The sequence below is a fragment of the Snodgrassella sp. W8132 genome (assembly GCF_016100865.1).
GTDB classification, from domain to species: domain Bacteria; phylum Pseudomonadota; class Gammaproteobacteria; order Burkholderiales; family Neisseriaceae; genus Snodgrassella; species Snodgrassella alvi.
On sequence record NZ_JACFRQ010000001.1, the window covers coordinates 1215849 to 1241467 of the forward strand.

General features: G+C 39.8%; 21 protein-coding genes, 2 tRNA genes and 1 pseudogene. 14 read left to right on the forward strand and 10 right to left on the reverse strand.

The window, feature by feature from the left end; genetic code table 11:
• The first annotated feature begins 196 nt into the window (after nt 1–196).
• Nucleotides 197–1615 carry a type I glutamate--ammonia ligase gene (glnA, locus tag H3U82_RS05430; protein ID WP_025330382.1) on the forward strand — a complete coding sequence of 473 codons (1419 nt, stop codon included), beginning with the start codon at nt 197–199 and terminating at the stop codon, nt 1613–1615.
• A 403-nt stretch (nt 1616–2018) separates the two neighbouring features.
• Here the strand turns inward: glnA and H3U82_RS05435 are convergent, their stop codons facing one another.
• Nucleotides 2019–2789, reverse strand: a complete 771-nt coding sequence (locus H3U82_RS05435; protein ID WP_198209570.1) for an MBL fold metallo-hydrolase — start codon at nt 2787–2789, stop codon at nt 2019–2021.
• Between the two features lie 330 nt (nt 2790–3119).
• On the opposite strand from H3U82_RS05435, the gene ppx reads away from it, so the two are divergent.
• From ppx to H3U82_RS05455, 4 genes are all read left to right on the forward strand, one after another.
• A complete protein-coding gene (ppx, locus tag H3U82_RS05440; protein WP_198209571.1) occupies nt 3120–4619 on the forward strand; it encodes an exopolyphosphatase in 1500 nt (499 codons plus the stop codon).
• A 25-nt stretch (nt 4620–4644) separates the two neighbouring features.
• The gene (gene corA, locus H3U82_RS05445; protein WP_084549883.1) at nt 4645–5721 is read left to right on the forward strand and encodes a magnesium/cobalt transporter CorA; all 1077 of its coding nucleotides are present in this window, start codon (nt 4645–4647) and stop codon (nt 5719–5721) included.
• An 81-nt stretch (nt 5722–5802) separates the two neighbouring features.
• A complete protein-coding gene (locus tag H3U82_RS05450; RefSeq protein WP_198209572.1) occupies nt 5803–6300 on the forward strand; it encodes an acyl-CoA thioesterase in 498 nt (165 codons plus the stop codon).
• A 20-nt stretch (nt 6301–6320) separates the two neighbouring features.
• Nucleotides 6321–6944, forward strand: a complete 624-nt coding sequence (locus tag H3U82_RS05455) for a riboflavin synthase subunit alpha (RefSeq protein WP_198209574.1) — start codon at nt 6321–6323, stop codon at nt 6942–6944.
• A gap of 139 nt (nt 6945–7083) precedes the next feature.
• Here the strand turns inward: H3U82_RS05455 and H3U82_RS05460 are convergent, their stop codons facing one another.
• A complete protein-coding gene (locus tag H3U82_RS05460; protein ID WP_198209576.1) occupies nt 7084–7512 on the reverse strand; it encodes a hypothetical protein in 429 nt (142 codons plus the stop codon).
• 1947 nt (nt 7513–9459) lie between these two features.
• Between H3U82_RS05460 and ribBA the strand changes: the two are divergent.
• From ribBA to H3U82_RS05485, 5 genes and pseudogenes are all read left to right on the forward strand, one after another.
• Nucleotides 9460–10542 (forward strand): annotated as a pseudogene (ribBA, locus tag H3U82_RS05465) (bifunctional 3,4-dihydroxy-2-butanone-4-phosphate synthase/GTP cyclohydrolase II); the annotation flags it as partial.
• Nucleotides 10543–10694: 152 nt separating this feature from the next.
• Nucleotides 10695–11591 (forward strand): DMT family transporter, encoded by an 897-nt coding sequence (locus tag H3U82_RS05470; RefSeq protein ID WP_198209578.1) that lies wholly within the window; start codon nt 10695–10697, stop codon nt 11589–11591.
• Nucleotides 11592–11724: 133 nt separating this feature from the next.
• Nucleotides 11725–12177: a 6,7-dimethyl-8-ribityllumazine synthase gene (gene ribH / locus H3U82_RS05475; RefSeq protein WP_198209581.1), complete on the forward strand. Its 453-nt coding sequence runs from the start codon at nt 11725–11727 to the stop codon at nt 12175–12177.
• A gap of 34 nt (nt 12178–12211) precedes the next feature.
• Entirely contained in the window at nt 12212–12628 is a 417-nt protein-coding gene (nusB, locus tag H3U82_RS05480) for a transcription antitermination factor NusB (RefSeq protein WP_025330374.1), read from the forward strand.
• A gap of 235 nt (nt 12629–12863) precedes the next feature.
• The gene (locus H3U82_RS05485) at nt 12864–13622 is read left to right on the forward strand and encodes an RDD family protein (RefSeq protein WP_100125295.1); all 759 of its coding nucleotides are present in this window, start codon (nt 12864–12866) and stop codon (nt 13620–13622) included.
• 340 nt (nt 13623–13962) lie between these two features.
• Here the strand turns inward: H3U82_RS05485 and H3U82_RS10870 are convergent, their stop codons facing one another.
• A complete protein-coding gene (locus H3U82_RS10870; protein WP_084549870.1) occupies nt 13963–14265 on the reverse strand; it encodes a hypothetical protein in 303 nt (100 codons plus the stop codon).
• Between the two features lie 319 nt (nt 14266–14584).
• Between H3U82_RS10870 and H3U82_RS05490 the strand changes: the two genes are divergently transcribed.
• The 3 genes from H3U82_RS05490 to recG all read left to right on the forward strand — a co-directional run bounded on the left by H3U82_RS05490 (nt 14585) and on the right by recG (nt 19448).
• A complete protein-coding gene (locus tag H3U82_RS05490; RefSeq protein WP_084550530.1) occupies nt 14585–15163 on the forward strand; it encodes an RDD family protein in 579 nt (192 codons plus the stop codon).
• Between the two features lie 189 nt (nt 15164–15352).
• The gene (gene ilvD, locus H3U82_RS05495) at nt 15353–17221 is read left to right on the forward strand and encodes a dihydroxy-acid dehydratase (RefSeq protein ID WP_198209583.1); all 1869 of its coding nucleotides are present in this window, start codon (nt 15353–15355) and stop codon (nt 17219–17221) included.
• A 190-nt stretch (nt 17222–17411) separates the two neighbouring features.
• Nucleotides 17412–19448, forward strand: coding sequence for an ATP-dependent DNA helicase RecG (recG, locus tag H3U82_RS05500; RefSeq protein WP_110414481.1), 2037 nt, complete (start codon nt 17412–17414; stop codon nt 19446–19448).
• A gap of 151 nt (nt 19449–19599) precedes the next feature.
• On the opposite strand, the gene H3U82_RS05505 is transcribed toward recG, so the two are convergent.
• From H3U82_RS05505 to H3U82_RS05525, 5 genes are all read right to left on the reverse strand, one after another.
• A tRNA-Glu gene (locus tag H3U82_RS05505) sits at nt 19600–19674 on the reverse strand.
• Nucleotides 19675–19684: 10 nt separating this feature from the next.
• Nucleotides 19685–19761: transfer RNA gene (locus H3U82_RS05510), tRNA-Arg, on the reverse strand.
• A 158-nt stretch (nt 19762–19919) separates the two neighbouring features.
• On the reverse strand, nt 19920–21260 hold the full coding sequence (locus H3U82_RS05515) for a deoxyguanosinetriphosphate triphosphohydrolase (RefSeq protein ID WP_110414480.1): 1341 nt from the start codon (nt 21258–21260) through the stop codon (nt 19920–19922).
• 157 nt (nt 21261–21417) lie between these two features.
• A complete protein-coding gene (gloB, locus tag H3U82_RS05520) occupies nt 21418–22173 on the reverse strand; it encodes a hydroxyacylglutathione hydrolase (protein ID WP_110414077.1) in 756 nt (251 codons plus the stop codon).
• 16 nt (nt 22174–22189) lie between these two features.
• Nucleotides 22190–22726 (reverse strand): NUDIX hydrolase, encoded by a 537-nt coding sequence (locus tag H3U82_RS05525; RefSeq protein WP_110414076.1) that lies wholly within the window; start codon nt 22724–22726, stop codon nt 22190–22192.
• 123 nt (nt 22727–22849) lie between these two features.
• Between H3U82_RS05525 and crcB the strand changes: the two genes are divergently transcribed.
• Entirely contained in the window at nt 22850–23236 is a 387-nt protein-coding gene (gene crcB, locus H3U82_RS05530) for a fluoride efflux transporter CrcB (protein WP_037392000.1), read from the forward strand.
• Between the two features lie 48 nt (nt 23237–23284).
• On the opposite strand, the gene H3U82_RS05535 is transcribed toward crcB, so the two are convergent.
• Together H3U82_RS05535 and H3U82_RS05540 are read right to left on the reverse strand one after the other, a co-directional pair.
• Nucleotides 23285–23830 (reverse strand): GNAT family N-acetyltransferase, encoded by a 546-nt coding sequence (locus H3U82_RS05535; RefSeq protein WP_110414479.1) that lies wholly within the window; start codon nt 23828–23830, stop codon nt 23285–23287.
• Nucleotides 23831–23882: 52 nt separating this feature from the next.
• Nucleotides 23883–25511: an ABC-F family ATPase gene (locus H3U82_RS05540; protein ID WP_025330365.1), complete on the reverse strand. Its 1629-nt coding sequence runs from the start codon at nt 25509–25511 to the stop codon at nt 23883–23885.
• Nucleotides 25512–25619 lie beyond the last annotated feature (108 nt).

The following is a 25619-nucleotide window of genomic DNA, read 5'->3' on the forward strand; positions in this document are numbered from 1 at the left end:
CTGATAGTTCACAAATTCTGATATAAACCAGAATAGATATATATAACAACATGTTTTTAAATAAATTAATTTAATCCGTTATAAAAAACCGGCTTTTTTTACATCAATGCGTTTTTTTTACAAATTGAATGTGGCAGAATCACCTTAACTTGCCGGAGAGTTTGTCACTCTCCAGACCTTAATGGGAGCCTTAAATATGTCAATAAAAAAAGTAGTTAGCCTGATTGAAGAAAATGATGCCAAATTCATTGATTTGCGCTTTACCGATACAAAAGGCAAACAGCAGCACGTATCCGTACCAGCCAGAATTGTGCTGGAAGACCCTGAAGAATGGTTTGAAAACGGTCAGGCTTTTGATGGTTCTTCCATCGCCGGCTGGAAAGGAATTCAGGCTTCCGATATGACTCTGAGACCAGATGCATCGACAGCATTTATTGACCCTTTCTATGATGACACCACAGTTGTTTTAACCTGTGATGTTATCGATCCGGCTAATGGTCAGGGTTACGACCGTGATCCGCGCTCCATCGCAAAACGTGCCGAAGCTTATCTGAAATCAACCGGTATCGGTGATACTGCATTCTTTGGTCCGGAACCGGAATTTTTCGTGTTTGACGGCGTAGAATGGCAAACCGATATGAGCGGTACCCGTTACAAAATTCATTCTGAAGAAGCCGCATGGTCTAGCGGTAAATCATATGACGGTCAGAATACCGGACACCGCCCGGGCGTTAAAGGCGGCTATTTCCCTGTAGCACCTGTTGATTCCGGTCAGGATTTACGTTCTGCCTGCACTCAGACACTGGAAGCGATCGGCATTCCGGTAGAAGTACATCACCACGAAGTTGCCACAGCCGGTCAGATGGAAATCGGTACCCGCTTCAATACACTGGTGCGCCGTGCTGACTGGACACAAGATATGAAATATGTCATCCAGAATGTAGCGCACAACTTTGGCAAAACTGCTACTTTCATGCCAAAACCTATTCTGGGTGACAATGGTTCCGGTATGCATGTACATCAGTCTATCTGGAAAGACGGACAAAATCTGTTTTCCGGTGACGGCTACGCCGGCTTGTCTGATCTGGCTTTATACTACATCGGCGGTATCATTAAACATGCTAAAGCACTGAATGCGCTGACTAATCCGTCAACCAACTCTTACAAACGTCTGGTACCGCATTTTGAAGCCCCGACCAAACTGGCCTACTCTGCCAAAAACCGTTCAGCTTCTATCCGCATTCCGTACGTTGCCAGTGCAAAAGCCCGCCGTATCGAAGCTCGCTTCCCGGATCCAACCGCTAATCCTTATCTGGCTTTCACCGCTTTGTTAATGGCGGGACTGGACGGCATCCAGAATAAAATTCATCCGGGTGATCCTTCAGATAAAAATCTGTACGATTTACCACCGGAAGAAGATGCTCTGGTACCAACTGTATGTGCTTCTTTAGAAGAGGCACTGGAAGCACTGAAAGCAGACCACGAATTTTTAACCCGTGGCGGCGTATTCAGTCAGGACTGGATCGACAGCTATATTGAATTCAAGAGCGATGATGTAAAACGCATCCGTATGGCACCACATCCGCTTGAATTTGAAATGTATTACAGTCTATAAGATATTAGTATCAAGCTGATTCTCAGACCGCTTTATCTGTAGGATAAAGCGGTCTGAATTGTATCCGGATTTTAACTGACTCAAGCTTTATACACTTCTGCAATCTGTCAGCATAATAGCAAATGTTAAGTCTTTAAGAATGAAAAAATTTTCATATTCAATTTTGCAAATATGATTAGTATACCCTTTGTACCATTTCTTGCCCATTTATTCTCTTTTGAGAGAGTAATACATCATGCCGTCATTTTCTATGACCTCACTGGTACACCAATATCCTAGTGTTAAGCGATCTTCGCCAAAAAAGTGGGCAGATGTCTCTTCTATGATATTGGTCGACAAACAAGCCATCACATATTTAAAGTTTTTAACATAACAGCACTATCATTAAGACAAAAAATATAGATTATATAAACTCTAATATATCACCAGTAGACATTTTTTTTGAATTTAATATTTTTTCTGCAATTTTACCTGTACAATGACATGTATAAAAATTAGTCGTATTTGTTTTTTTTAAAATTCTAAGCACGAATGGTAATTTTAATACCGAAAGCCCATTAAAATGTAATCCACCAACTATTGCATAAACTCTCTTATCCCCAGTTATTCTGATAGCTTTATTTATATGTTTCTTCAAACCAGCATGATTGCATCCGGTAATAATGACTAATCCCTTTTCTGAACAATAAACTAAACTAGAATCATCATTAATATAGTCTAACCTTATTTTATTATCAGTTTTAATAATTCCTGTGGGTAATTTGCATCCACCAACATCACCAAGAAATACCATTTTTTTTGTTAACCAAATAGCTTCTGTTGTTAACTTTATATCAAATTTTGTTTTCAATTTTTCCAAAGATAACCTGCCATCCGATCGAGTTTTTAATGGATTGATGGCATATCTTTTTTCTAATGCATCAGGATGTGCTATCAGCGTTATTTTTTCTAATACATCCTGATTTATATTTACATGTTTTATTCCACCAGAATGATCATAATGACCGTGTGATAAAACTATATAATTTATATTATTTAGAGTTAAATTCTCACTCCATTCAGATCCACAATCCATTAGAATTTTTGTATTATCATCTTCAATATAAAAACTAACACCTTTATTGGGGCTTAATTTGAAGCCTCTAATATCATTAATTAATAATTTTATTTTCATATACTACTCAAAACATGATTTTCCAAAAAAACTAACAAGCATGGTAATTTGAAAATTATTATTGTCTGTGTAATGGATCTCACTTATTTTAAACTAAACTGGTAAAGGATGGTTATATTTGTTTGGGCGTAAAGTGAAAAGTATTCAGCTCTGCCAAAATACTTAAGTACATTTAATCGCAAATTTCCCCTTTTATTTTTATCCAAAAATAAAATTCACTGTTACTTGTGTATCATTTTCGCCGGCAGCATTTTGTAAAACAGCCATTCATGGCAGTTACGGTAGGGATACGGTAACATTGTGTCTATCTGAACTAAAAAAATATTTATTATGACCACGCAAGACATGCTCGCTACTGTAGACCTAGGCTCTAACAGTTTTCGTCTCCAGATTTGCCACAATCAGAACGGCCATTTACAGGTCATTGATTCCATCAAAGAAATGGTAAGACTGGCAGCAGGACTGGACGAACAAAAAAATCTTGATCAGGATTCTCAGCAACGCGCATTGGATTGTCTGGCCAGATTCGGAGAAAGGCTGCGTGGTTTCAATCTCGATCAGGTAAGAGTTGTTGCAACCAATACTTTTCGCGTTGCTAAAAATATCAGCCAGTTTATACCGCTTGCCGAAGCCAGACTGGGTTTTCCGATTGATATTATTGCCGGACGCGAAGAAGCCAGACTGATATATACCGGTGTGGTTCATACCTTACCGCCTAAGGGTGAAAACATGCTGGTAATAGATATTGGTGGCGGCTCTACTGAATTTGTTATCGGACAGGATTTACAGCCTGCCATTACTGAAAGCCTGAATCTTGGCTGTGTTTCCTACAGTATGCGGTTCTTCCCGCGCGGTAAAATACACCATAAAAATTTTCAGGCCGCAGTCAACAATGCACGGGCAGAAATTCAGCGTATTTCCGTCGCACTCAAAAATATTGGCTGGCATCACGCTATTGGTACCTCCGGCTCTGCCCGCTCTATTCGCGATGTGATTGCAGCCGGCGACACAACCATTGATGCAATTACCGCAACACAAATGCACAAAATTGCCAATCATATTATTGCAGCCGGAAGCACCAAAAAAGCCAAACTGGAAGGCTTAAAATCAGACCGGACAGAGGTTTTTGCCGGCGGACTGGCTGTAATGATTGCCGCCTTTGCCGAACTGAATATCAGCGAAATGACAGTAACCGATGCCGCACTGCGGGATGGTGTGTTTTACGACATGATCGGACGACAACTTGGTGATGATATGCGCAACCAGACTATAGCTGATTTTCAGCAGCGATATCATGTTGACACCATCCAGGCAGAACGGGTAGCCGTGCTGGCTCAAATGATATTTAATCATCTGTCCGCCTCTGTCTCTCCTGATCATCCGGAACAATGGCAGCAATATGTACACTGGGCTGCGCTGGTACATGAAATTGGTCTGGATATTTCCCATACTGGTTTTCATAAGCATGCAGCCTATATTCTCGATCAGGCTGATATGCCCGGTTTTTCACGTAAAGAACAGCATATTCTGGCCACAATGGTATTAGGACAGCGCGGCGACCTGCGCAAAATAGCCGAATTCAGTCAGCAGGAAATGCTCTGGCTGGGTATATTGTCACTACGGCTGGCTGCACTGTTCTGCCGGGCACGGCAAGACATTCAGATACCGGTGAATCATTGTGACATTCACTATGACCAACAGTTAAGGAAACTGACCATCAGCCTGGGTAAAGAATGGTTAAAACACAATCCGCTTACTGACAGTGTCTTATTGCAGGAATCTGTTTTATGGCAGAAAATTGGATTACAGTTAGAAATCAAAGCCATGTAAACCAGAAATCAGTCAAGGATGTCCCATGAGTACAACGCCGAATGTTTCCAGTAACAAACTGGCTCAGACCCATAATCTGCCTAGTCTGGTACATCGCAGCAATGTCAGCAACATGCCGGCACAATCCATGACTATTATCCGGATTAAAGAAAAGCAACTAATCAATCATAGCTTCACCGGCGACGATATATGCAGTAAAAACATACCGGCACCTGATACAGACTGTCTTACATGGATTCACCTGATTGGTATTACTGATAACGAACAGCTGCATCAGCTATTACAGCCTTTTAATATCCATGAACTGGCCATGGAAGACATGCTTAGTCGCAAGCAGCGTCCGAAAATTGAAGACTACGGACATTATCTGTTTGTAGCCGCACGAGTTTTTGTTTATAAAAAACAAAAACTGCAATATAACCAGATTTATATCATCATTGGTCAGAATTATATTATTACTTTCCAGTTTGAACCGCTCGGATTACTGCATATTATCCGTAAATATATTCAGCATAATTACAGCGATATCTACCGCAAAGGAATTGATTTTCTGGCGTATTCATTGCTGGATCGTATCATTGATGATTATTTCGTTACTGTAGATGAATTTGACAATCGGGTTGAAGGTGTAGACAAACGTCTGTTTAGCAACAGTAATAAAAACTTACTGATTTTAATCCACCAGTTAAAACGTGATGCCAGCAATCTGCGCCGTACCCTTTCCCCCATCCGTGATATTGTCGGCCGAATTGTACATGGTGAATTTTCCATGTTCAGTCAGAATACCCATGTTTATTTACTTGACGTGTATGACCATACCCAGCAATTAATGGAAACGCTCGACAGTGCACGAGATACTGTAATGGGCATGATGGATGTGCATTTATCCTATCAGTCAAACCATCTGAATGAACAAATGCGCATGCTTACCGTTATCACTATCATCGTCATGCCACTGAATGTCCTTACCGGTATCTATGGGATGAATTTTGATAACATGCCTGAATTACACTGGCATTATAGTTATTTTGTGGTACTCGGCCTTATGGCGACTATAATTATTAGCTTATTAATTTATTTTTACAGACGGCGCTGGTTATAACTATCAATAGATTCTATAATAACAACCAGTCTTCATAGAAAGACAATAATTAACACAGAAACACACATCAGAGGCTATTCCATGAAACCTACACCTTTACCACCGCAAGGTGCGCAGCATCAGCTTTCCATGTCTGTACTTATGACTCCGGCATTAGCAAATTTTCACGGAAATGTACATGGCGGAGATTTACTCAAGCTACTGGATCAGGTAGCCTATGCCTGCGCCAGTCGTTATTCTGGCGAATATGTAGTAACATTATCAGTTGATCAGGTAATATTCAAAGAACCAATTCACGTGGGCGAACTCGTTACTTTTTATGCGTCAGTCAACCATGTCGGCCGAACTTCTATGGAAGTTGGTATTCGCGTGGAAGCACAGGATATCCAGCATCGCAGTGCACGTCACACTAATAGCTGTTATTTCAGCATGGTTGCTGTAGACAAAAACGGCAAACCTACAGTTGTACCGCCGCTGTGTATTGCCAGCGAAGAAGAGGCTCGCCGTTTTCAGGAAGGAGCCATTCGCAAAGAAGCCCGGTTAAAGGCTGCAAAAACCGGACATACACAATCTGCCTGATCTGTTTAAAGGGATTATAAATGTTTACAGGAATTGTCTGCGGTTTAGGTACCGTTACCTCTATTCAAGAGTATGAACAATTGCGCACAATACAGGTACGTCTCCCTGAGGGAGCCTGTGACAACCTGACTATCGGTGCTTCTATTGCCAATAATGGCTGCTGCCTGACCATTACAGCTATTAAAGGTGATGAAGTATGTTTTGATGTCATGGCGGAAAGTCTGGCCAAAACCAATTTAGGACAACTACAAGTAGGTGATGCGGTAAACATTGAACGGGCTGCACGCTATGGGGATGAAATTGGCGGTCATATTATGAGTGGTCATATTTTTACTACGACCACCATTAATAAAATTGAAGACACCCCTGATAATCGTACTGTCTGGTTTAATCTCCCTGAAAGTGCAGCCCCTTATATCCTTACTAAAGGTTTTATCGGGCTGAACGGTTGCAGCCTGACGATCGGCGAGGTAACCGCTACTGAATTTAACGTTCATCTGATTCCCGAAACCATGAACCGGACTTTATTTGGACGCTGTCAGGTAAATGATCGCATCAATCTTGAAGTGGATGCTCAGACACAGGCAATCGTTGATACTGTGCAGAAATATATGCAACAGTATATAAATAAAGTAAAAAATTAATTATAAATTTGCTTATATATAAAATATGTTATATAAATATACAGAAACTGATTACTATTTATCCTAATAAGTAATAATCAGTTTCAAAATATTCGGCTATAAATAATTATTTGTTATTAATTTTATCTTTAAACTGAGTTTAATCGAAAATATTAAAGTACCTAAGTGACAGATATATAGATAATATTGTCGCAGGTAAAATTAATAATCCTATTCCTATCAGGGCACCAAAACTCAAACACAATGCAGCGTTAGGAAAACCGCAGCAACAGCCAATAAGCACCAATATTTTCAGAAAACGATTAGTAGAAATATCAAATATCCATACAAACATCATAATTAATAATATTACTGTGGCTAAAAAAGCCATTACTCCCAATGTGAAATAAAAAATTTCATCACTGCTCATATTTTCCGGCATAGGCATAATATGCAATAAACGTAAAAAAGGAAATGCTTTATCATCACCTACAATACCTAGAAAGAAACATGGTGATCCTATAATCAGGCACATGACAGAAATAATAAAACGCCGCAGAAATGTAGCCATAGTATATTCTTTATCCATAGTAGTTATCCTCTGTAATAATATTGATTAAAAATGTAATACATCTATTAAATTTATTAACTTATTTAACAAACTCAATACGAGCAGCAGATGTGGCCATTAGTTTTAATTAATGAAATATTTCACGGCCAGTTATCATACTGATATTTTATATTTTTTTAATAGATATTTTTTTAATAGATATTTTTTAAATATAAAAACTAAATCATACTATAACTTTATTGATGACATATTTTAGCTGATTACCTTTAACCTAATTCTCTTTGGCTTTGTTGTGGGCTGGTAATTTGCACCACCTTTCAAATACCAATAAGCTAGGTAATAAGTAAATATGTATAAAGGGAGGCTGAAAATACCTAGCAGAAATACCAAACTGAATAATAAATGAGGAATAGCACAACATGACGCGAAGATGACAACTGTCTTAATCCAAATATTTGATTTACAGTTAAGAGCCCATCCTAAAATCATTAAAACAAGTATAGTAAGTATAAAGTAGACTGATAACAAAAGCAGAATTAAATCATTATTTTTGTTTTCTTTATAAATTAATCCGATATACAACAATATTGGATATTCATAGCAAATTATAATTGCTAAAGAAGAACATAAACGCGAAAAAATACTGTTGGTGTAAAAGAGATCATTACTATTCCTATATTTTCATAAATAAACTTTTATTTACATTTATAAACAAATTATAACTTTAATAACTTGGATTTTCAATATTATTTTTTATTCTAAAAACTACAATTTAATTTTTTATTATTTCAGACAAATCCAGATTAATTTGTTTAAATACATACATATATTCAGACATCAATTGATATATAACATTATGTCTTCTAAGTTTAATTCATAAGGTATTTAAGGCAATACTATCCTATTCAGACAAATTTATATCTGGAATGAAATTTTTAATAAAAAATTGAATTTAATAGCTAACAAATTTATCGGATACTTTATTTTTGTAATTATAAGATTTATTTATTCTGACTATATAAATAAGAAATGACCGGGACAATCACCATTGAGCTTGCAGATATGGCTTACGGCACGATGTGTACGGGAAGCAAATTTAAAAAATCTATACTATTAAAGTTCAGGAATAATATTGATATCGAATCAAATCAGATGAGCCAATCACTGGCTTTGTATAGATATTTATCAGGTAAAATCCGGCTCAAAATTTATTCCCGAAAATGTTTTCCATAAAGTGCAGCTGATTAAAAAATTCTTGTCTACAAGGTATTTAATTAAAAGAATAGAAAATATAATTAAATATTATTTTATCTCGATGATAAAAGCTGTTCCGCCAAGTCTTTATTTATCCCCCTTCTACATTTAATCTATTTTCAAAACGGCTTACTGCTATGTTTCACTATATACTCACTTAATCTGAAACAGAAACCTTTATAAACATTTTTTTATATACTACGTAATATTATTTACCATACTATTCTGTTGTTACTTTCAAAGAAATTTCCACTTTAATCTGAACATGCAGAATTATTTTATGAATCTGCTTTATAGCAGATTTTACAATCTTATGACTGACAGAATAATTTTTGTTGGTTAGTTTGGGCAAGTTTTGTGAGAAAAATTCGCTAACTGACTGAACCTTACCTTTTTCAAAAATTCAACTTGCCAGTACCTGAATAAATAAAGCAAGCGACTGACTCATGTTTTATTCATCAATAATGCCTGCGAGTAAAATTTTATTATCTCACTATCTATTCTGTAACTTGAGCAAAAAATCATTATTATTTATATAATTTCCTGCCTGATTAATGATATTGCAGCTTAATCAGTTTATTTTAATTTTTTTATTCCGGTAATTTCGTAGCCGGCATTCGAATAACGCCAAGATAAAAGCGCACCAGACCCGGTAATCCAGAGTAAAATAACCCTTATTTTATTAAGGGAGCGTTGTTTACTATCATGAGTATTGCCACCATTCCTGAAATTATTGCCGACATAAAAGCCGGTAAAATGGTTATTATTACTGATGCAGAAAACCGTGAAAACGAAGGTGATTTAATCATGGCTGCACAGTTTGTCACACCTGAAGCCATCAATTTCATGATTAAATATGCTCGGGGTCTGGTTTGCCTGCCTCTGGAAGAGGAAATAGTAGATCGCCTCCGCTTACCACTGATGACACAGAATAACGGCGCTCAGTATGGTACTAATTTTACGGTTTCCATAGAAGCAGCACATGGTATTACTACCGGTATTTCCGCAGCAGACCGAGCCCATACTGTACAGGCAGCAGTTTCCCCTACAGCCAAAGCAGAAGATATTGTCCAGCCGGGTCATATTTTTCCATTACGTGCACAAAAAGGCGGCGTTCTGGTTCGTACCGGACACACTGAGGCAAGCGTTGATTTAGCCAAACTGGCCGGCCTGATTCCGGCAGCCGTTATCTGTGAAATCATTAATGACGACGGCACTATGGCCCGTATGCCGGAGCTGATGGTTTTTGCTGAAAAACATGATATTAAAATTGGCACTATTGCTGATTTGATTGAATATCGCAGCCGTCACGAAAGTCTGATAGAAGAACTGGGAGTAAATACTATCCATACAACATGGGGAGATTTTACTCAGCATGTATATGTTGATCAATTATCCGGTGAAACCCATCTGGCACTGGTTAAAGGCGATCCGGAAACTGCCGGTGAAGTACTGGTAAGAGTACATGAACCATTTAGCGCCATGGATTTTCTGCAACCGGATCAGTTGCATACATGGCCACTACCTGAAGCTATGGCACGTATACAGCAAGCTGATGCCGGTATAATTATACTGATGCACCGTACTGAAACCGGAGCCACTTTATTAGACCGCACCTTACCCAAAGGCACTCATCAGACCAGACAGTGGGATAGTAAAACTTATGGTATCGGTGCTCAGATACTGGCTGGTTTAAAAGTCAAACGCATGCGGGTAATGGGTAAGCCTTCTGCCTTTACCGGCCTGAATGGATTTGGTCTGGAAGTTACTGGGTTTGAAGAACCATCCCGATAATAATTCTTTACTAAACAAGTATATATTTTAGTAACACAATTAAATACAATACCCCACCTCAGGCTGTCTGAATTATCTGTTGCCATGGAATACCGGCATCGGGTATTTTCCGACAGCCTATTGTAATGGCTGTTATTTAAGGATGGTATCTAATGCAACTGACCCCGCAAAAATGGGCTGCTTCCGGTTTAACTTTCGGCTGCATTGTTTTCGGACTCGGCAGTCTGATTGTTAAATTTGTATCTATTGGTTCTTATGCCATTGCATTATGGCGTGTATTCATTGGTGGTATCGTTTTTCTGTTTTTAAGTCGCTATTTTGGTCAGAAACTGCCTGAAAGCAATAAAGCAAAACGGTTTTGTATGCTATCAGGTGTATTTTTAGGTTTTGATCTGGCATTCTGGCATGAAAGCATTCATGCAGTAGGTCCGGGAATTTCTACTCTGCTCAACAGTATGCAGATTTTTTTTCTGGCGGCAATTGCCTGGTTTTTCTTCGGTGAACGACAGAGCAAATTACAACTATTCAGCATGATATTGTCTGTAATCGGTATTTTACTGATCGCCCACCCTGAACTCAGACACAATTCACATGGTGGTTATGGTATTTTTATCGGTCTGATTTCCGGTGCAGCAATGGCTGCCTCCATGGCATGTATTCGTCAGGCACATCTGGCAGAGCCGGTTGCATTATTTCCGCTAATGCTGCTGGTCAGTGTCGGAGCAGTCGGTGCATTAATTGTGCCAAGTATTCTCATTGATTCAGGTCATTTCTGGCCTACTAACACAAAAGACATTCTTCTGATCATGATTTACGGTGTGGTCATGCAGTGTTTTGCCTGGGGGTTAATTGCTTATGCCGTACCTTTGCTGTCACTGACTTTAACCGGTTTATTACTATTAAGTGAACCTGTTGCTGCGATTCTGATCGATTTTTTCTTGCTGAATAAACCGATAAATACTGTGCAATGGACTGGTACTGCACTGACCTTACTGGCCATTTATCTGGGCTCACTTAAGCCCAGACACAAACAGAAAAAAACGGTTTAAACATTCCACCCTATTGGCAAATTCGGTAAAATCAGAATGCTAAGCATAAATACTTGTGTGTCTGTGATGTAAGTATTTTATTCCGGACAATGCAATGGTGCTTGAGGCGTAACAGATGAAAAAAGGAAACTGAATGAATACCATCACCCCGGAACATAACGGCTCTGGCCTGCGTATAGGCATTGTACAGGCACGCTTTACTAATCCTATCGGAGCAGAGCTGGTCAAAGCCTGTTGCAGCCGCTTAATTAAACTGGCGGTTAAAGACAGCGATATAACTTTGGCTACTGTACCGGGTGCTTTAGAAGTACCTCTGGTATTGAAAAGCATGGCTGGTAGCGGCAAATTTGATGCTTTGGTGGCCATCGGAGTGGTTATCCGCGGTGAGACTTATCATTTTGAGCTGGTGTCCAACGAAGCTGCCGCAGGTGTATCCCGAGTTAGTCTGGATCACAATATACCCATTGCCAATGCCATACTGACTACCGAGAACGATGCTCAGGCACTGGCGCGTATGCACAATAAAGGCAGTGAAGCGGCTATAGTTGCAGTAGAAATGGCCAATCTGCTTAAAATTCAATATTGATTATTTATTAAACAAGGACATTGTATACATGTCAATGATTACACCACGTCGTCGTGCCCGTCAGTTTGCTGTTCAGGCTTTATATCAGGCACAACTGAATAACGAAGAATCAGCTGCTATTATTGCGCAGAATATTCGTGATAATGAATATTTCGCCAAAGCTGATGAAGAATTGTTTACCCAGATATTTTTTGGTGCCTATAACAATCAGCGTGATTACATGAAACGGATCCGTCCTCTGCTGGACCGCCACGAAGATGAGCTTAATCCGGTTGAACGGGCTGTACTGCTGATGGCCTGCCATGAACTTTCTGCCATGCCGGAAACACCCCATCCGGTAATTATCAATGAAGCTATCGAAATTACTAAAACCTTTGGTGGTACCGATGGCTATAAATTCATTAATGGTATTCTGGATAAACTCTCAGCTGAGTTGAGAACACCTGCATGATATAAAAACGGATTAGCTATATCATAAAACAGATATTTTATTTAAAAATATCTGTTTTTATTTATAAAAAACCATATTTACCAAATAAATCTAATGAAATATAAATAAATCCTGATATTATTACCAGATAATATTATGTAAATATATAATATTATTTTTTATAAAAATTAACTTAAAATATTTCTGATTTATAAGCATATTGAATTTGATTTCACACTAAGAGATTTATAGATTTATGTCCCGTACTCAACAATCTTCAGCATTAAATGATAAACATAATTTCTTAATGACAGAAAAAGGCGGCCTGGTTGAACTGGCTCCGCCATGGAAAAGAGTTACAGCATATCTGATTAATTATGTAATATATTATTTTATATTTTACATTTCTTTACATGTTTATAATTTTCAAACTGATTATGAATCAAATTATTCACAAAATATTATAAATCCTTTTGAATTATGGATTTTTGCAGATTATGAAACTGATAAGCCAATAAGATCTATTTTTTCATTCTTATTTATGGATGATAATTTTGAGGGAGGTGTACATCAACCATTACGAATATTCTTATATATCATATTACCTTTACTCATTTATGTTGTATTTCAATTTATACAAATGAGTCTAACAGGCCAATCTGTTGGTAAGCGATTAATGAAAATCAAAGTTATTAAAAAGAATGGTGAGAAAGCTGGCTTTTTCAATGCAGTATTAGTCCGTGAAATTTTTTATACATTCATAACTCTTATCCTTTTGTTTAAATTAGTAGGAATATATGTATATTTCAGTGAAATGGAATCTGCTAAAAATGTTGGTATTTATCTGAATTTTATTGATAAATTTTTAGATTATTTATATAGGATTTTAAGTATATTCACTGAATTTTCAACTCTATTTCTTTTTATTTGTATAATTATGTTATTTATAAGAAAATCAAATTATCGTACACTGCAAGACTTTTTGGCTAATACAATCGTTGTAAAAATTAAATAACTAAGAAGCCTCGGGAAAAATTAAAATTTCTTGAGGCTGACTAAATTTAAAACTATTCAAATAATATTAATATATTTTTTTATAAAGCTATTCTGAAATAAGCGATATAGACACGTCAAATTGAATATATTTACCAAAAGAATGATAAATAATAACGGAAGTGTCGTTATTGATGACCATAGCTTAAGTAACGTCACTAAGAAAAAGGTCCAAAAACCCTCATTATGCAGACCTGGTAAATAAAAAATAGTTATTACAAGAAAAAATATATATAAATAATAAATGATCTCCCTTTTTATCACATTAATCCAAAAATCAGACGACCTATTATTAAGGCGTATTACCCTGAACCCATTATCTTTTTACCTATAAACTGCCACTGTGTCCGCATCCGGTAACTCTCCCAGGCTGGAAAAATTATTAAAAATATAATACAAACAAAAGTAATATAGAAAAAAATATTAGAATAAGGACGAATATATAAAATAATATACATGACAATTGCAGGAGCGAGAAATAATTGTATATTGATCATACCTGCTATCACGTGTTGTAATGAAGTTGCAACAAGATAATCTTGTGTAGAAATATCATCTTTTTCATTCAAACCTTGTATTTTTGTAAAATCCTGTATCTTACTCAAGCTAACCTCAAATTAATTCATTTTATTTGATATTGATATAAATTGAATATTTTAAAATAATAAATAAAATATTTATATATTATTAAAAAATTTGCTAAAAATTCACTAATTGAATATTTTTTCATGACAAATAGAAAAATAAATATTGAAAACAAATGATTGACGATTGACAGGGAACAAAATAAAATAATTTACTACATTTAACCTATTTATAATTTAATATTATTTAAATTTGTTTTTATAAAAGTACTTACGACTAATGTTTGAGCAACAATACATTTCTTTAATACTTTTTTAACAAATTTTAAGGAAATACACTATGCCCAATACTCAGAAGAATTTTTCAAAGAATAATTATGATTATGATGATTTTCATGATTCGGAAATAGAAGTTGAACTTGCCAGTCCATGGGAAAGGAGCGCTGCGTATATAATTAACGCTGTTTTATATTCTCTATGTATATTTTTGGCTGCACTGCTATATGTATTTCATGAGGGTTCCCAGTCAGTATCTATGCAAATAAATTACCTAGATTACCTAGCTTTGATCATATGTATTTTAATACCTTCAATACCATTTATCACAGCACAATGGATTATGATGAGTAAAACTGGTCAGTCATTTGGTAAGCGCATTATGAAAATTAAAGTTATTAACCTTGACGGACGCAATCCGGGATTTGTCGGTACTGTATTAATTCGTGAAATTTTGTTTCAAACAATTATCATTATTTTTTCATACTTATTGATTGAAATTTTCAACCTTAATCCTGAATCTACTGAGAAAATATTTAACTATTTAATTACATTTATTTGTTTTTTTATGCTGTTCAGAACAGAGGCCAATCGTCGTACTCTCCAAGATTATTTGGCCAAAACAATTGTCATAAAAAAATAATTTTATATACTTAAGAATATTACATACTGATATGTCGTTTCAGCAATATTAATTTCTGTGTAGTCTGAAATTAACTTGTTAAAATTATATAATCAATTCAGTTCTAAGTTTACAAACATCAACTGCCTGCGTACCATGCTGGCAGTTGTTTTACATTTACAGATAAAAACCAATACAAGGGAATGCATAATGCCACAATACCGTTCACAAACTTCTACACATGGGCGCAATATGGCCGGTGCACGTGCGCTCTGGCGTGCAACAGGTGTCGCTGATAGTGATTTTGGTAAACCGATTATTGCCATAGCCAATTCTTTTACCCAGTTTGTTCCCGGACATGTGCATTTGCACGATATAGGTCAGCTGGTAGCACGTGAAATTGAACGTTCTGGCGGTATTGCCAAGGAATTTAATACCATCGCTGTTGATGATGGCATCGCTATGGGACATGAAGGAATGCTTTATAGCTTGCCTTCACGCGACCTGATTGCGGATAGTGTGGAATATATGGTCAACGCACATTGTGCTGATGCACTGGTGTGTATATCCAACTGTGACAAAATTACTCCGGGAATGCTGATGGCATCTATGCGCCTGAACATTCCGACTATTTTTGTCTCCGGTGGTCCGATGGAGGCGGGTAAAATTATCGCTGCCACCAATGGTGAGCAACAAATCCGCAAGCTGGATCTGATTGATGCAATGATTGAGGCTGGTAACGATAAAATCAGCGATGAAACGGTTGCACAAGTGGAGCGTAGTGCCTGCCCTACCTGCGGTTCATGCTCTGGTATGTTTACAGCTAATTCAATGAACTGTCTGACTGAAGCTCTGGGTTTATCCTTACCCGGTAATGGTTCTTTACTCGCTACTCATGCATTACGTAAAGAACTTTTTCTTGAAGCAGGCCGGCGTATTGTTGAATTAGCCAAACGCTATTATGAACAGGATGACTGTAGTGTGCTTCCGCGCAGTATTGCAACTAAGGCAGCTTTTAATAATGCTATGAGTCTGGATATTGCTATGGGTGGTTCTACCAATACGGTATTACACTTGCTGGCAGCCGCCACCGAGGCCGGTGTTAATTTTAAAATGGCTGATATTGATCAGTTAAGCCGCCATGTACCCTGCCTGTGTAAAGTGGCTCCGGCTACACAGAAATATCACATGGAAGATGTGCATCGTGCCGGTGGTGTTATGGCCATTTTATCCCAGCTTAATCATTCCGGTTTACTAGATACCAGTGTACATACTGTACATATGCCTACACTGGCAGATGCGATTAAGCACTGGGATGTAAGCAATCAGAACAATACTGAGGCAATACAACGATATCGGGCTGCACCGGGCGGCATCCGTTCAACTGAGGCTTTCTCACAAAACGCGATGTGGCCTTCTCTGGATTTGGATCGTGAAAATGGCTGTATCCGTGATAAACAGCATGCTTATTCTCAGGACGGCGGTCTGGCTGTGTTATTCGGTAATCTCGCAGAACGCGGCTGTGTAGTTAAAACGGCTGGGGTAGATGATAGTATCCTTAAATTTACCGGCCGCGCCCGGGTGTTTGAAAGTCAGGATGAGGCTGTTGAAGCCATTCTAAGTAATCAAATAGTAGCTGGTGATGTGGTTATTATCCGTTATGAAGGTCCTAAAGGCGGTCCCGGAATGCAGGAAATGCTTTATCCGACCAGTTATCTGAAATCTAAAGGTTTGGGTAAAGCATGTGCTCTGCTTACAGACGGTCGTTTTTCCGGGGGCACCTCGGGGCTTTCGATTGGCCACGCCTCTCCTGAAGCTGCCGAAGGCGGCAATATCGGGCTGGTACAGGAAGGAGATATTATCGAAATTGATATTCCTGAACGCCGGATACATCTGGCTGTATCTGATGCAGAGTTGGTACAACGCCGCACAGAAATGGAAAGTCGTGGTGCTCGTGCATGGAAACCTGTTAAACGTCAGCGTCATGTCTCTGTTGCTTTACGTGCCTATGCAGCCATGACTACAAGTGCTGATACCGGTGCTGTACGTGATGTAACACAGGTAGAGCGACAAGATTAATTCATTCTGTCAGAGTACCCGTTTCGCTGTCTGGATAGCGAAACGGGTTTATTTTTTAATCAAAATACACAGTGTATTAATTTGATATTCTGATCAATTCTTTAAATATGATTAAAGTGGTCAGATTAGCGCTATATGTGCAAACATGCTATCGTAACCATGTTGTAATATGCTTTTACTGTTTGTCACTATGTCTGCTGCTGATTTTCCCTTTCCAGTAAGTGCCAATACGCTTGCCAAACTGACCAAACTTAATATTACTAATATTTGGGATTTGGCTTTACACTTACCGTTACGCTATGAAGATGAGACACATATTACGCCGATTGCTGATGCACAGAACGGGGTGCCGGTACAGATTGAAGCGACTGTTATTCATCAGCAAATACAATTTCGTCCGCGTAAACAGCTGGTAGTACAAGTTCAGGACGTATCCGGACATGTCTTGTACCTGCGATTTTTGCATTTTTATCCTAATCAGCAAAAACAACTGGCAGAAGGTAATGTGATTCGGGCTCTGGGTGAAATCAGACATGGTTTTTTTGGCGATGAAATGGTGCACCCAAAAATTCGCACTGATATTGATAAAGGACTGGCAGAAAGCCTCACTCCCGTTTATCCCACCGTTAACGGACTAAACCAGCCTGCCCTTCGCCGGCTGATTCAGGCTGCACTCAAGCATCTGCCGGCAGATGATACACTGCCGGCTGAATTATTACAGCAGTTACAATTACCTCCTCTGCTGGAAAGCCTGATTTTTCTGCACTCCCCACCGCCAGAGTACACTGCGCGTGATTTACATGAAGGTACTTTACCAGCATGGCAAAGGCTGAAATTTGATGAATTGCTGGCTCAGCAGTTATCCATGAGGCTGGCACGCCAGCAACGCTTAAACGGGCATGCAAAAGCTTTAACTGGTAACGGCCATATTAGTGAGCATTTACTGGCTAATCTGAGTTTTACCTTAACAGAAGCTCAGCAGCGTGCTCTTGCTGAAATCACTGATGATTTAGCCCAGACACACCCGATGCACCGTTTACTACAGGGAGATGTGGGCAGCGGTAAAACCATTGTTTGTGCTCTGGCAGCGGCAATAGCAATAGAAGCCGGTTTTCAGGTAGCGGTCATGGCGCCCACAGAAATTCTGGCTGAACAACATTATCTGAAATTTACACAATGGTTTTCACCTTTAGGAATCCAGATTGCCAGACTTTCAGGCAGTATGCGCAAAAAAGCCCGTGATGAAGCACGGAAAGAACTGGCAGATGGTACTGCTCAGCTGGCAATAGGTACGCATGCTCTATTTCAGGATGATGTTACTTTTCATAATCTGGGTCTGATTATTGTTGATGAACAGCACAGATTCGGTGTTGCCCAGCGTCTGGCATTAAAAAATAAAGGTGAAGATGTACATCAGCTGATGATGTCCGCCACACCAATACCCCGCACACTGGCAATGAGTTTTTTTGCCGATCTGGATGTTTCTGTCATTGATGAACTGCCTCCCGGACGAACACCTGTTATAACCCGTCTGGTAAACACGGCCCGCCGTCAGGAAGTTGAAAAACTGGTAAAGCATACCTGTGCACAAGGCCGGCAGGTATACTGGGTCTGTCCGTTAATTGAAGAATCTGAAGTACTGCAATTGCAAACTGCCGTAGATACAGTTGCTCAATTACAGACGGCGTTACCAGAACTGAATATAGGCTTAATACATGGACGGCTCAAGCCGGCAGAAAAAGCAGCTGTTATGACAGCATTTGTTGAAGGCAGTATTCAGGTACTGGTGGCTACAACAGTGATTGAAGTTGGTGTAGATGTACCCAATGCCAGTCTGATGGTAATAGAACATGCTGAACGTATGGGACTGGCACAATTGCATCAGCTTCGCGGTCGGGTGGGACGTGGAGCAGCAGCCAGCCGCTGTGTATTGTTATTCAGTGAACCTCTTAGTGATGTAGCCAAAGCACGTTTGAAAGTAATTTATGAAAATACCGACGGCTTTGAAATTGCCCGGCAAGATTTGAATATTCGCGGACCGGGAGAGTTTCTGGGAGCACGCCAGAGTGGTGTGCCGATGCTGCGTTTTGCCAATCTGGAAGAAGATCTGCCCATACTGGAAAAAGCACGTGATTTAGCGCCTGTTCTGATTAGCCAGCAACCTGAAGTAGTCAATAAACACTTGCAACGATGGCTATCTCAACGGTCTGCTTATTTGGGTGTATAAAATATTTATCTGTATTAACAGCTCCAGTGAAACCTGAAAAAATTAATGACAAAATTCAGCAGCTATATTCTCAGGACTAAACAATTAAACCAGCAATATTTCAAGCTAAAATAAAAAAACCTGTTTGAAAAATCAAACAGGTTTTAAAATCTGGCACGCCCACGGGGAATCGAACCCCGGTTACCGCCGTGAAAGGGCGATGTCCTAACCGCTAGACGATGGGCGCATTAGCTTGATGGTGCACCCGGAGCGATTCGAACGCCCGACCCTCTGGTTCGTAGCCAGATACTCTATCCAACTGAGCTACGGGTGCACTGCTTTCGAACTCGTTTAAGAGTCACCGAAAATCAAGAAGCGCGATAATACGCAATAAATGGTCTTTTGGCAAGCCAAAAATAGATAAAAATGAAAACAAATAGATAAATATATTGATTTTTATATATTTATTTTGCAACTATATAAGCAAAAAATCTACAGCATTCCGATTCCGGATACTTCACGCGCCAGCTTTGCCGCAGTATTGTCAGTCATACCACCTACAAAATCCAGAACTTTCATATATCCCAGATATAAACCATCCTTTTTATCCAGTTTTTGTTCTTTTAATAATGACAATGCCAGCTCCTGCCTTTTACTAAGCTGACCGGTTTTAATAAAGGCATGCACCGCAGGTACAAGCAAACCCAGTATCGAACCCAGACAAGGAAAAGTAGCTATTTCAGTAATCAGTTTGCTTTGATGGCGGAATATACGTGTGCGAGCCAACTCTTTTGCAGCGTTCAGGGCTTCACTAACATCCGGACTTGCCAGAGCAAGCAAATCCTTACCGCGAAATGAACCGTTCAATAAATCCCGATGATGCTTAATAAAAGTATGTGCAATATCGTCTACTGCTCTTCCGATAGCAATTCCGCGCAATCGGGCACAACGCTCCTGACTGCTATAAGACTGCCAGAAATATTCTTTATTAGTCAGTCTGGATAGAATTTGCTCTACGTCTGCCACCTGTAATAATCCCATTTCGACAGCATCTTCCAAATCCAGCAAGGCATAACAAATATCATCAGCAGCTTCCATTAAATATGAAAGCGGATGACGCATCCACTGATTTTCACCGGTTTGCGGTAACCCCAGCTGTTCTGCAATACAACGCATAAAGGGCAGTTCAGTCTGATAAATATTGAATTTATTCCGCCTATGCGGCGCAGAACTGGTCCACGGATACTTAATTAAAGCACCGATAACAGCAGCAGTCAGACGCATTCCGCCATCATTCTGATACATTTCCAGACTGGCTACCAGACGCAAGCTATGTGCATTTCCTTCATAAGTTTCGATATCATTGCGTTCTGTATTGCGCAATTCCTGTAAATAATGAGCATGCTGCGGATCACGGAACCACTCACGTAATGCATCTTCACCTGTATGACCAAATGGCGGATTACCGAAATCATGAGCCAGACAGGCAACCTGTACAATCGCCCCGATATCAGCAGCATGGCTGCCAGATGGCAGGAAATGGCCGGCATTCAGCATTACACCGACCCGATTTCCAAGACTGCGCCCGACACTGGCAACTTCAACACTATGAGTCAGACGATTATGTGTATGGTCATGTAAGGCAAACGGATGAACCTGCGTTTTACGGGCGAGACGACGAAAACCACTGGAAAAAACCACACGATCATAATCAATATGAAAATCAGTACGCAGTGCATCCGCCCCCTCTTCACTTGAAGCGGTCACTGTAGGCACAATACACCCATTTTCCGGCTTAAAGCGCTGGGTACTGAGCAACTTAGTCCAGTCCATGCAATATGATAATTTTTTCATATTCAGATAAATTGAAAGCTTTATATGCCGGCTGAGATTATCAGTCGCCATTCTTTAGCTCAGTTTCAACTCATTTATTCCTTCGTTATTATGTTGAAATAATCATAGCATGCAGAAAGTCACACTGTGATTAATTTTAAAAATGATTTTTCCACTCCCTTAAATAAGTAAACACTGCCAATGGTTGGGCAAGCTGCTGCTCTGAGAGGCCTTTTTGGCGTAATGTGGCCATCACTTCCGGCTGACTGGTACGCAAAAAAGGATTGATTGTGCGTTCATGTGCCAGACTTACCGGTAAGGTAGGTAATTTATCTGCCTGTACTAATGCTTTTCTGATTGCAGAATTATTCGGTTCAACGGCTTGTGCAAATTTCAAATTTGCTGCGGTATATTCATGTGCCGGATAAAACAAGGTATCAGGCGGCAGACTGTTTAAACGCTGCAAACTGCTGAACAATTGTGCCATAGTCCCATTCACTCGTCCGCAGCCTGCACTGAACAGCGTATCACCACAAAATACTCTGTAACGACTGGCAGAATCGCATACTAAATAAGCCAAATGATCTGTAGTATGCCCGGGAATATGCCAAACTGTTACATGCTGACCGAATACCTGAAATTTACTGCCTTCAGTTACGGGTATATTCACAATATGCCAATCAATGCAACCGGTAATCTGGCATTGCGAATAATGTTTTTTTAATTCCGCCACCCCATCAATATGGTCATAATGAGAATGAGTAAGCCAGATAGCATCCAGGGTCAGGTTGTGTTCAGTCAGATAATTTATGACAACAGGTGCTTCGCCCGGGTCAATTACTATAGCCTGATTTTCTTGCTGCAACAGCCAGATATAGTTATCAGAAAGAGCGGGTAACGGGATTATTTTCATGACAAATATAAATTTATTAACAATATAACAACCAGTACTGCAAAGCAATCAGCGTTTTTCCATCATGAATCTGATTATTTGCCAGTGCCGAACGCACTTGCTCACGATTGAGCAACACCGGTTCAATAATTTCATCTTCATCCGTCGCCAGAACACTATTTGGTTGCACATGTTCAGCCAGATAAAGATACATTTTTTCATCACCGAAACCGGGAACAGTATAAAAAGTATGTATCAGTTTTACTTCAGCAGCAGTATAAGGGGTTTCTTCAGCCAGTTCGCGCAAAGCAGCATGCGCAGGATCTTCATTTTTTCCGTCCAGCTTACCAGCGGGGATTTCCAGTAAAGCCTCACCTACCGGATAGCGCCACTGTCGTACCAATACCACTTTTTGCTCAGCCGTAACCGCAAGTACAGCCGCGGCACCCGGATGCTGTACAACTACCCGCTGTGCCTGATTGCCATTGGGTAAACGAACAGTGTCTTCTAAAACATTTAAAAAGGAACCGCGATAAACTTCTTTACTGGAAATTTTGGTTTCAGTCAGATCCATATTGATACTTTCTACATGTCTAAAAACACTAGCGTAGTCATTTCAGCAGCAGAAGGCAATATGGCATGTCCGGCTTTAGTTTAAAATTATTAATTGTATATTCGTCGTATGATTGGATTGATTATGTATTTATCTTTATTTGCCATTGCTGCCGGCGCAGCTCTGGGTGCCATCATGCGCTGGCTTCTGGGAATCTCGCTGAATACGCTTCATTCCGGTTTGCCCTATGGCACACTGCTGGCAAACTGGATCGGTGCTTATCTGATTGGTCTGTTCAGTGCATTGTGTATACACTTTACCCAGATCGCTCCGGAATGGCGTCTGTTTGTTATTACTGGTTTTCTCGGCGGGCTGACTACGTTTTCCACCTTCTCACTCGAAGCCGTGCAAATGCTTTTGTCACAACGTTATACTCTGGCAGTAACACATATACTGCTGCATACAGGCGGTTCTTTACTGCTGACTATTCTGGGTTTAGTAACTGTGCACTGGTGGCTTAAAGCCGGCTAAGATATGATTTTGTATTGATGGCGAGCTTTGTAAAAAACCGAGTTACTATTAACCATCGACAGGCTGAGCTGGTGTATCCAGAATTAACTGATAAAGTGCCGCATCCAGCCAGTGACCAAATTTAAAACCAATCTGAGGCAATGTGCCAACATGTTTGAAGCCAAGCTGTTTATGCAGAGCAATACTGCTGTCATTGGCTGCATCAATCACACCCATTAATACATGTAAATCAGCCTGACGTGCACGTACAATCAGTTCCTGCATCAGTTTGCGTGCCAGTCCCTGCCGGCGACAGTCATTACGCACATATACACTGTGTTCCACCGTATATTTATTGGCAGGATAATCACGGAATGCACCCCATGAAGCAAAAGCCAACAGTTCACCCTGACTATTTACTGCACCGATAACCGGAAAATTGCGCTCACGTTTAGCTGCAAACCAGCCATGCATAAATGATAGTGAACGGGGCTCATAATCATACAGTGCAGTTGAGGTGGCGATAGTATCGTTAAACAGCGCCAGAATGGCTGCCGCATGTTCTTTTTCATTACATTCAATCAGCTCAACTGCGTTACTTTTGCCGGTATTCATTTTTTTTTCCCATATAAAAAAACTGCCTGTAAACACAGGCAGCTTATAAATATTAAACTACACCTTTTTTAGCCAGATAACCTTCATAATCACCCAGATAATATTCATAACCACCTTCACCATCCAGCTCAATAATCTGTGTAGCCAGACTGGAAACAAACTGGCGGTCATGAGATACAAACACAAGAGTACCCGGGAATTTTTCCAGCGCCATATTCAGCGCCTCAATACTTTCCATATCCATGTGATTTGTAGGTTCATCCATTACCAGCACATTAGGTTCCTGCAAAATCAGTTTACCATATAGCATACGGCCTTTTTCACCACCGGAAAGTACTTGTACCTGCTTGCCGACTTCATTACTGCCAAAAAGCAGACGGCCTAAAGTACCGCGAATCACCTGCTCATCATCGCCTTCCTTGCCCCATTGACGCATCCATTCTGTCAGAGTCATAGATACATCGAAATCATTTTCATGATCTTGCGGGTAATAGCCAACCTGTGCTTTCTCTGCCCATTTTATAGTACCACTATCTGCTTTAATGCCATCATTGTATGCTTCATTATATGCACCAGCCAGTAATTTCAGCAGCGTAGATTTACCAGCACCGTTAGGGCCGATAATAGCCAGACGTTCACCGGCATCAAGCATCAAACTCAGTTTTTTAAACAATTGCCGGTCAAAACGTTTTGATAAATCCTCAACTTCAAGTGCCTGCCGATGCAGCTTTTTCTTATCATCAAAATTAAAGCGGATAAACGGGCTTTGACGGCTGGAAGGTTTCACTTCCACCATATCTGCCTTAATTTTATCAGCCAGTTTCGCCCGGCTGGTTGCCTGTCTTGCCTTGGATTTATTGGCAGAAAAACGTGCCACAAACTCCTGTAATTCCTGAAGTTTTTCCTTAGCTTTAGCATTATCTTTTAAAGTACGTTCACGTGCCTGTGTAGAGGCAAGCATATAATCATCGTAATTGCCCGGATACAGAGTAATGCCACCATAGTCCACATCGGCCATATAAGTACATACTTCATTCAGAAAATGGCGGTCGTGCGAAATAATAATCATGGTGGATTCATAGCTGTTCAACACACCTTCCAGCCAGCGAATAGTATTAATATCCAGATTATTGGTCGGTTCATCCAGCAACAGCACATCTGGTTTGGAAAACAGTGCCTGTGCCAGTAATACACGCAGTTTAAAACCCGGTGCAACTTCACTCATGCTGGCATTATGCAGATGTTCATCGATACCGACACCGGCAAGTAATTCTCCCGCCCGTGCCTCAGCAGTATAGCCGTCATACTCGGCAAATTTTGTTTCCAGATCGGCCGCGCGCATATAATCATCTTCAGTGGCATCCGGATTAGCATAAATGGCGTCGCGTTCTGTCATGGCTGCCCACATTTCTGTGTGCCCCATCAGTACCACGTCCAGTACGCGCATATCCTCATACGCAAACTGATCCTGTCTCAGCTTACCCAGACGCAGGCCTTGATCAATGGCCACCTCACCACTAGTAGGTTCAAGATCACCGCCGAGAATCTTCATAAAAGTTGATTTACCCGAGCCATTGGCACCAATCAACCCATAACGATGGCCCCCACCGAACTTAACCGATACATTCTCAAACAATGGCTTCGCGCCAAACTGCATCGTAATTTTATTGGTACTGATCACCGTAATACTTCCTTTAAATTCCTGACAAAATATTCTGATTTTAACACAGACGCGTGCCAAAATTCGGCAAAGTCTGTGCTGTCGTTTACAATATCGTTATTTAAAAAG

What these genes read in the sequence shown, in the direction of transcription:
- H3U82_RS05515 (WP_110414480.1), bottom strand. Translation starts at nt 21,260, where the DNA reads ATGGACTGGACTAAGTTGCTCAGTACCCAGCGCTTTAAGCCGGAAAAT.
- H3U82_RS05455 (WP_198209574.1), top strand. Translation starts at nt 6,321, where the DNA reads ATGTTTACAGGAATTGTCTGCGGTTTAGGTACCGTTACCTCTATTCAA.
- H3U82_RS05470 (WP_198209578.1), top strand. Translation starts at nt 10,695, where the DNA reads ATGCAACTGACCCCGCAAAAATGGGCTGCTTCCGGTTTAACTTTCGGC.
- H3U82_RS05535 (WP_110414479.1), bottom strand. Translation starts at nt 23,830, where the DNA reads ATGAATACCGGCAAAAGTAACGCAGTTGAGCTGATTGAATGTAATGAA.
- ppx (WP_198209571.1), top strand. Translation starts at nt 3,120, where the DNA reads ATGACCACGCAAGACATGCTCGCTACTGTAGACCTAGGCTCTAACAGT.
- ribH (WP_198209581.1), top strand. Translation starts at nt 11,725, where the DNA reads ATGAATACCATCACCCCGGAACATAACGGCTCTGGCCTGCGTATAGGC.
- crcB (WP_037392000.1), top strand. Translation starts at nt 22,850, where the DNA reads ATGTATTTATCTTTATTTGCCATTGCTGCCGGCGCAGCTCTGGGTGCC.
- nusB (WP_025330374.1), top strand. Translation starts at nt 12,212, where the DNA reads ATGATTACACCACGTCGTCGTGCCCGTCAGTTTGCTGTTCAGGCTTTA.
- H3U82_RS05485 (WP_100125295.1), top strand. Translation starts at nt 12,864, where the DNA reads ATGTCCCGTACTCAACAATCTTCAGCATTAAATGATAAACATAATTTC.
- glnA (WP_025330382.1), top strand. Translation starts at nt 197, where the DNA reads ATGTCAATAAAAAAAGTAGTTAGCCTGATTGAAGAAAATGATGCCAAA.
- H3U82_RS05450 (WP_198209572.1), top strand. Translation starts at nt 5,803, where the DNA reads ATGAAACCTACACCTTTACCACCGCAAGGTGCGCAGCATCAGCTTTCC.
- corA (WP_084549883.1), top strand. Translation starts at nt 4,645, where the DNA reads ATGAGTACAACGCCGAATGTTTCCAGTAACAAACTGGCTCAGACCCAT.
- recG (WP_110414481.1), top strand. Translation starts at nt 17,412, where the DNA reads ATGTCTGCTGCTGATTTTCCCTTTCCAGTAAGTGCCAATACGCTTGCC.
- H3U82_RS05435 (WP_198209570.1), bottom strand. Translation starts at nt 2,789, where the DNA reads ATGAAAATAAAATTATTAATTAATGATATTAGAGGCTTCAAATTAAGC.
- H3U82_RS05490 (WP_084550530.1), top strand. Translation starts at nt 14,585, where the DNA reads ATGCCCAATACTCAGAAGAATTTTTCAAAGAATAATTATGATTATGAT.
- H3U82_RS05460 (WP_198209576.1), bottom strand. Translation starts at nt 7,512, where the DNA reads ATGGATAAAGAATATACTATGGCTACATTTCTGCGGCGTTTTATTATT.
- H3U82_RS05525 (WP_110414076.1), bottom strand. Translation starts at nt 22,726, where the DNA reads ATGGATCTGACTGAAACCAAAATTTCCAGTAAAGAAGTTTATCGCGGT.
- ilvD (WP_198209583.1), top strand. Translation starts at nt 15,353, where the DNA reads ATGCCACAATACCGTTCACAAACTTCTACACATGGGCGCAATATGGCC.
- gloB (WP_110414077.1), bottom strand. Translation starts at nt 22,173, where the DNA reads ATGAAAATAATCCCGTTACCCGCTCTTTCTGATAACTATATCTGGCTG.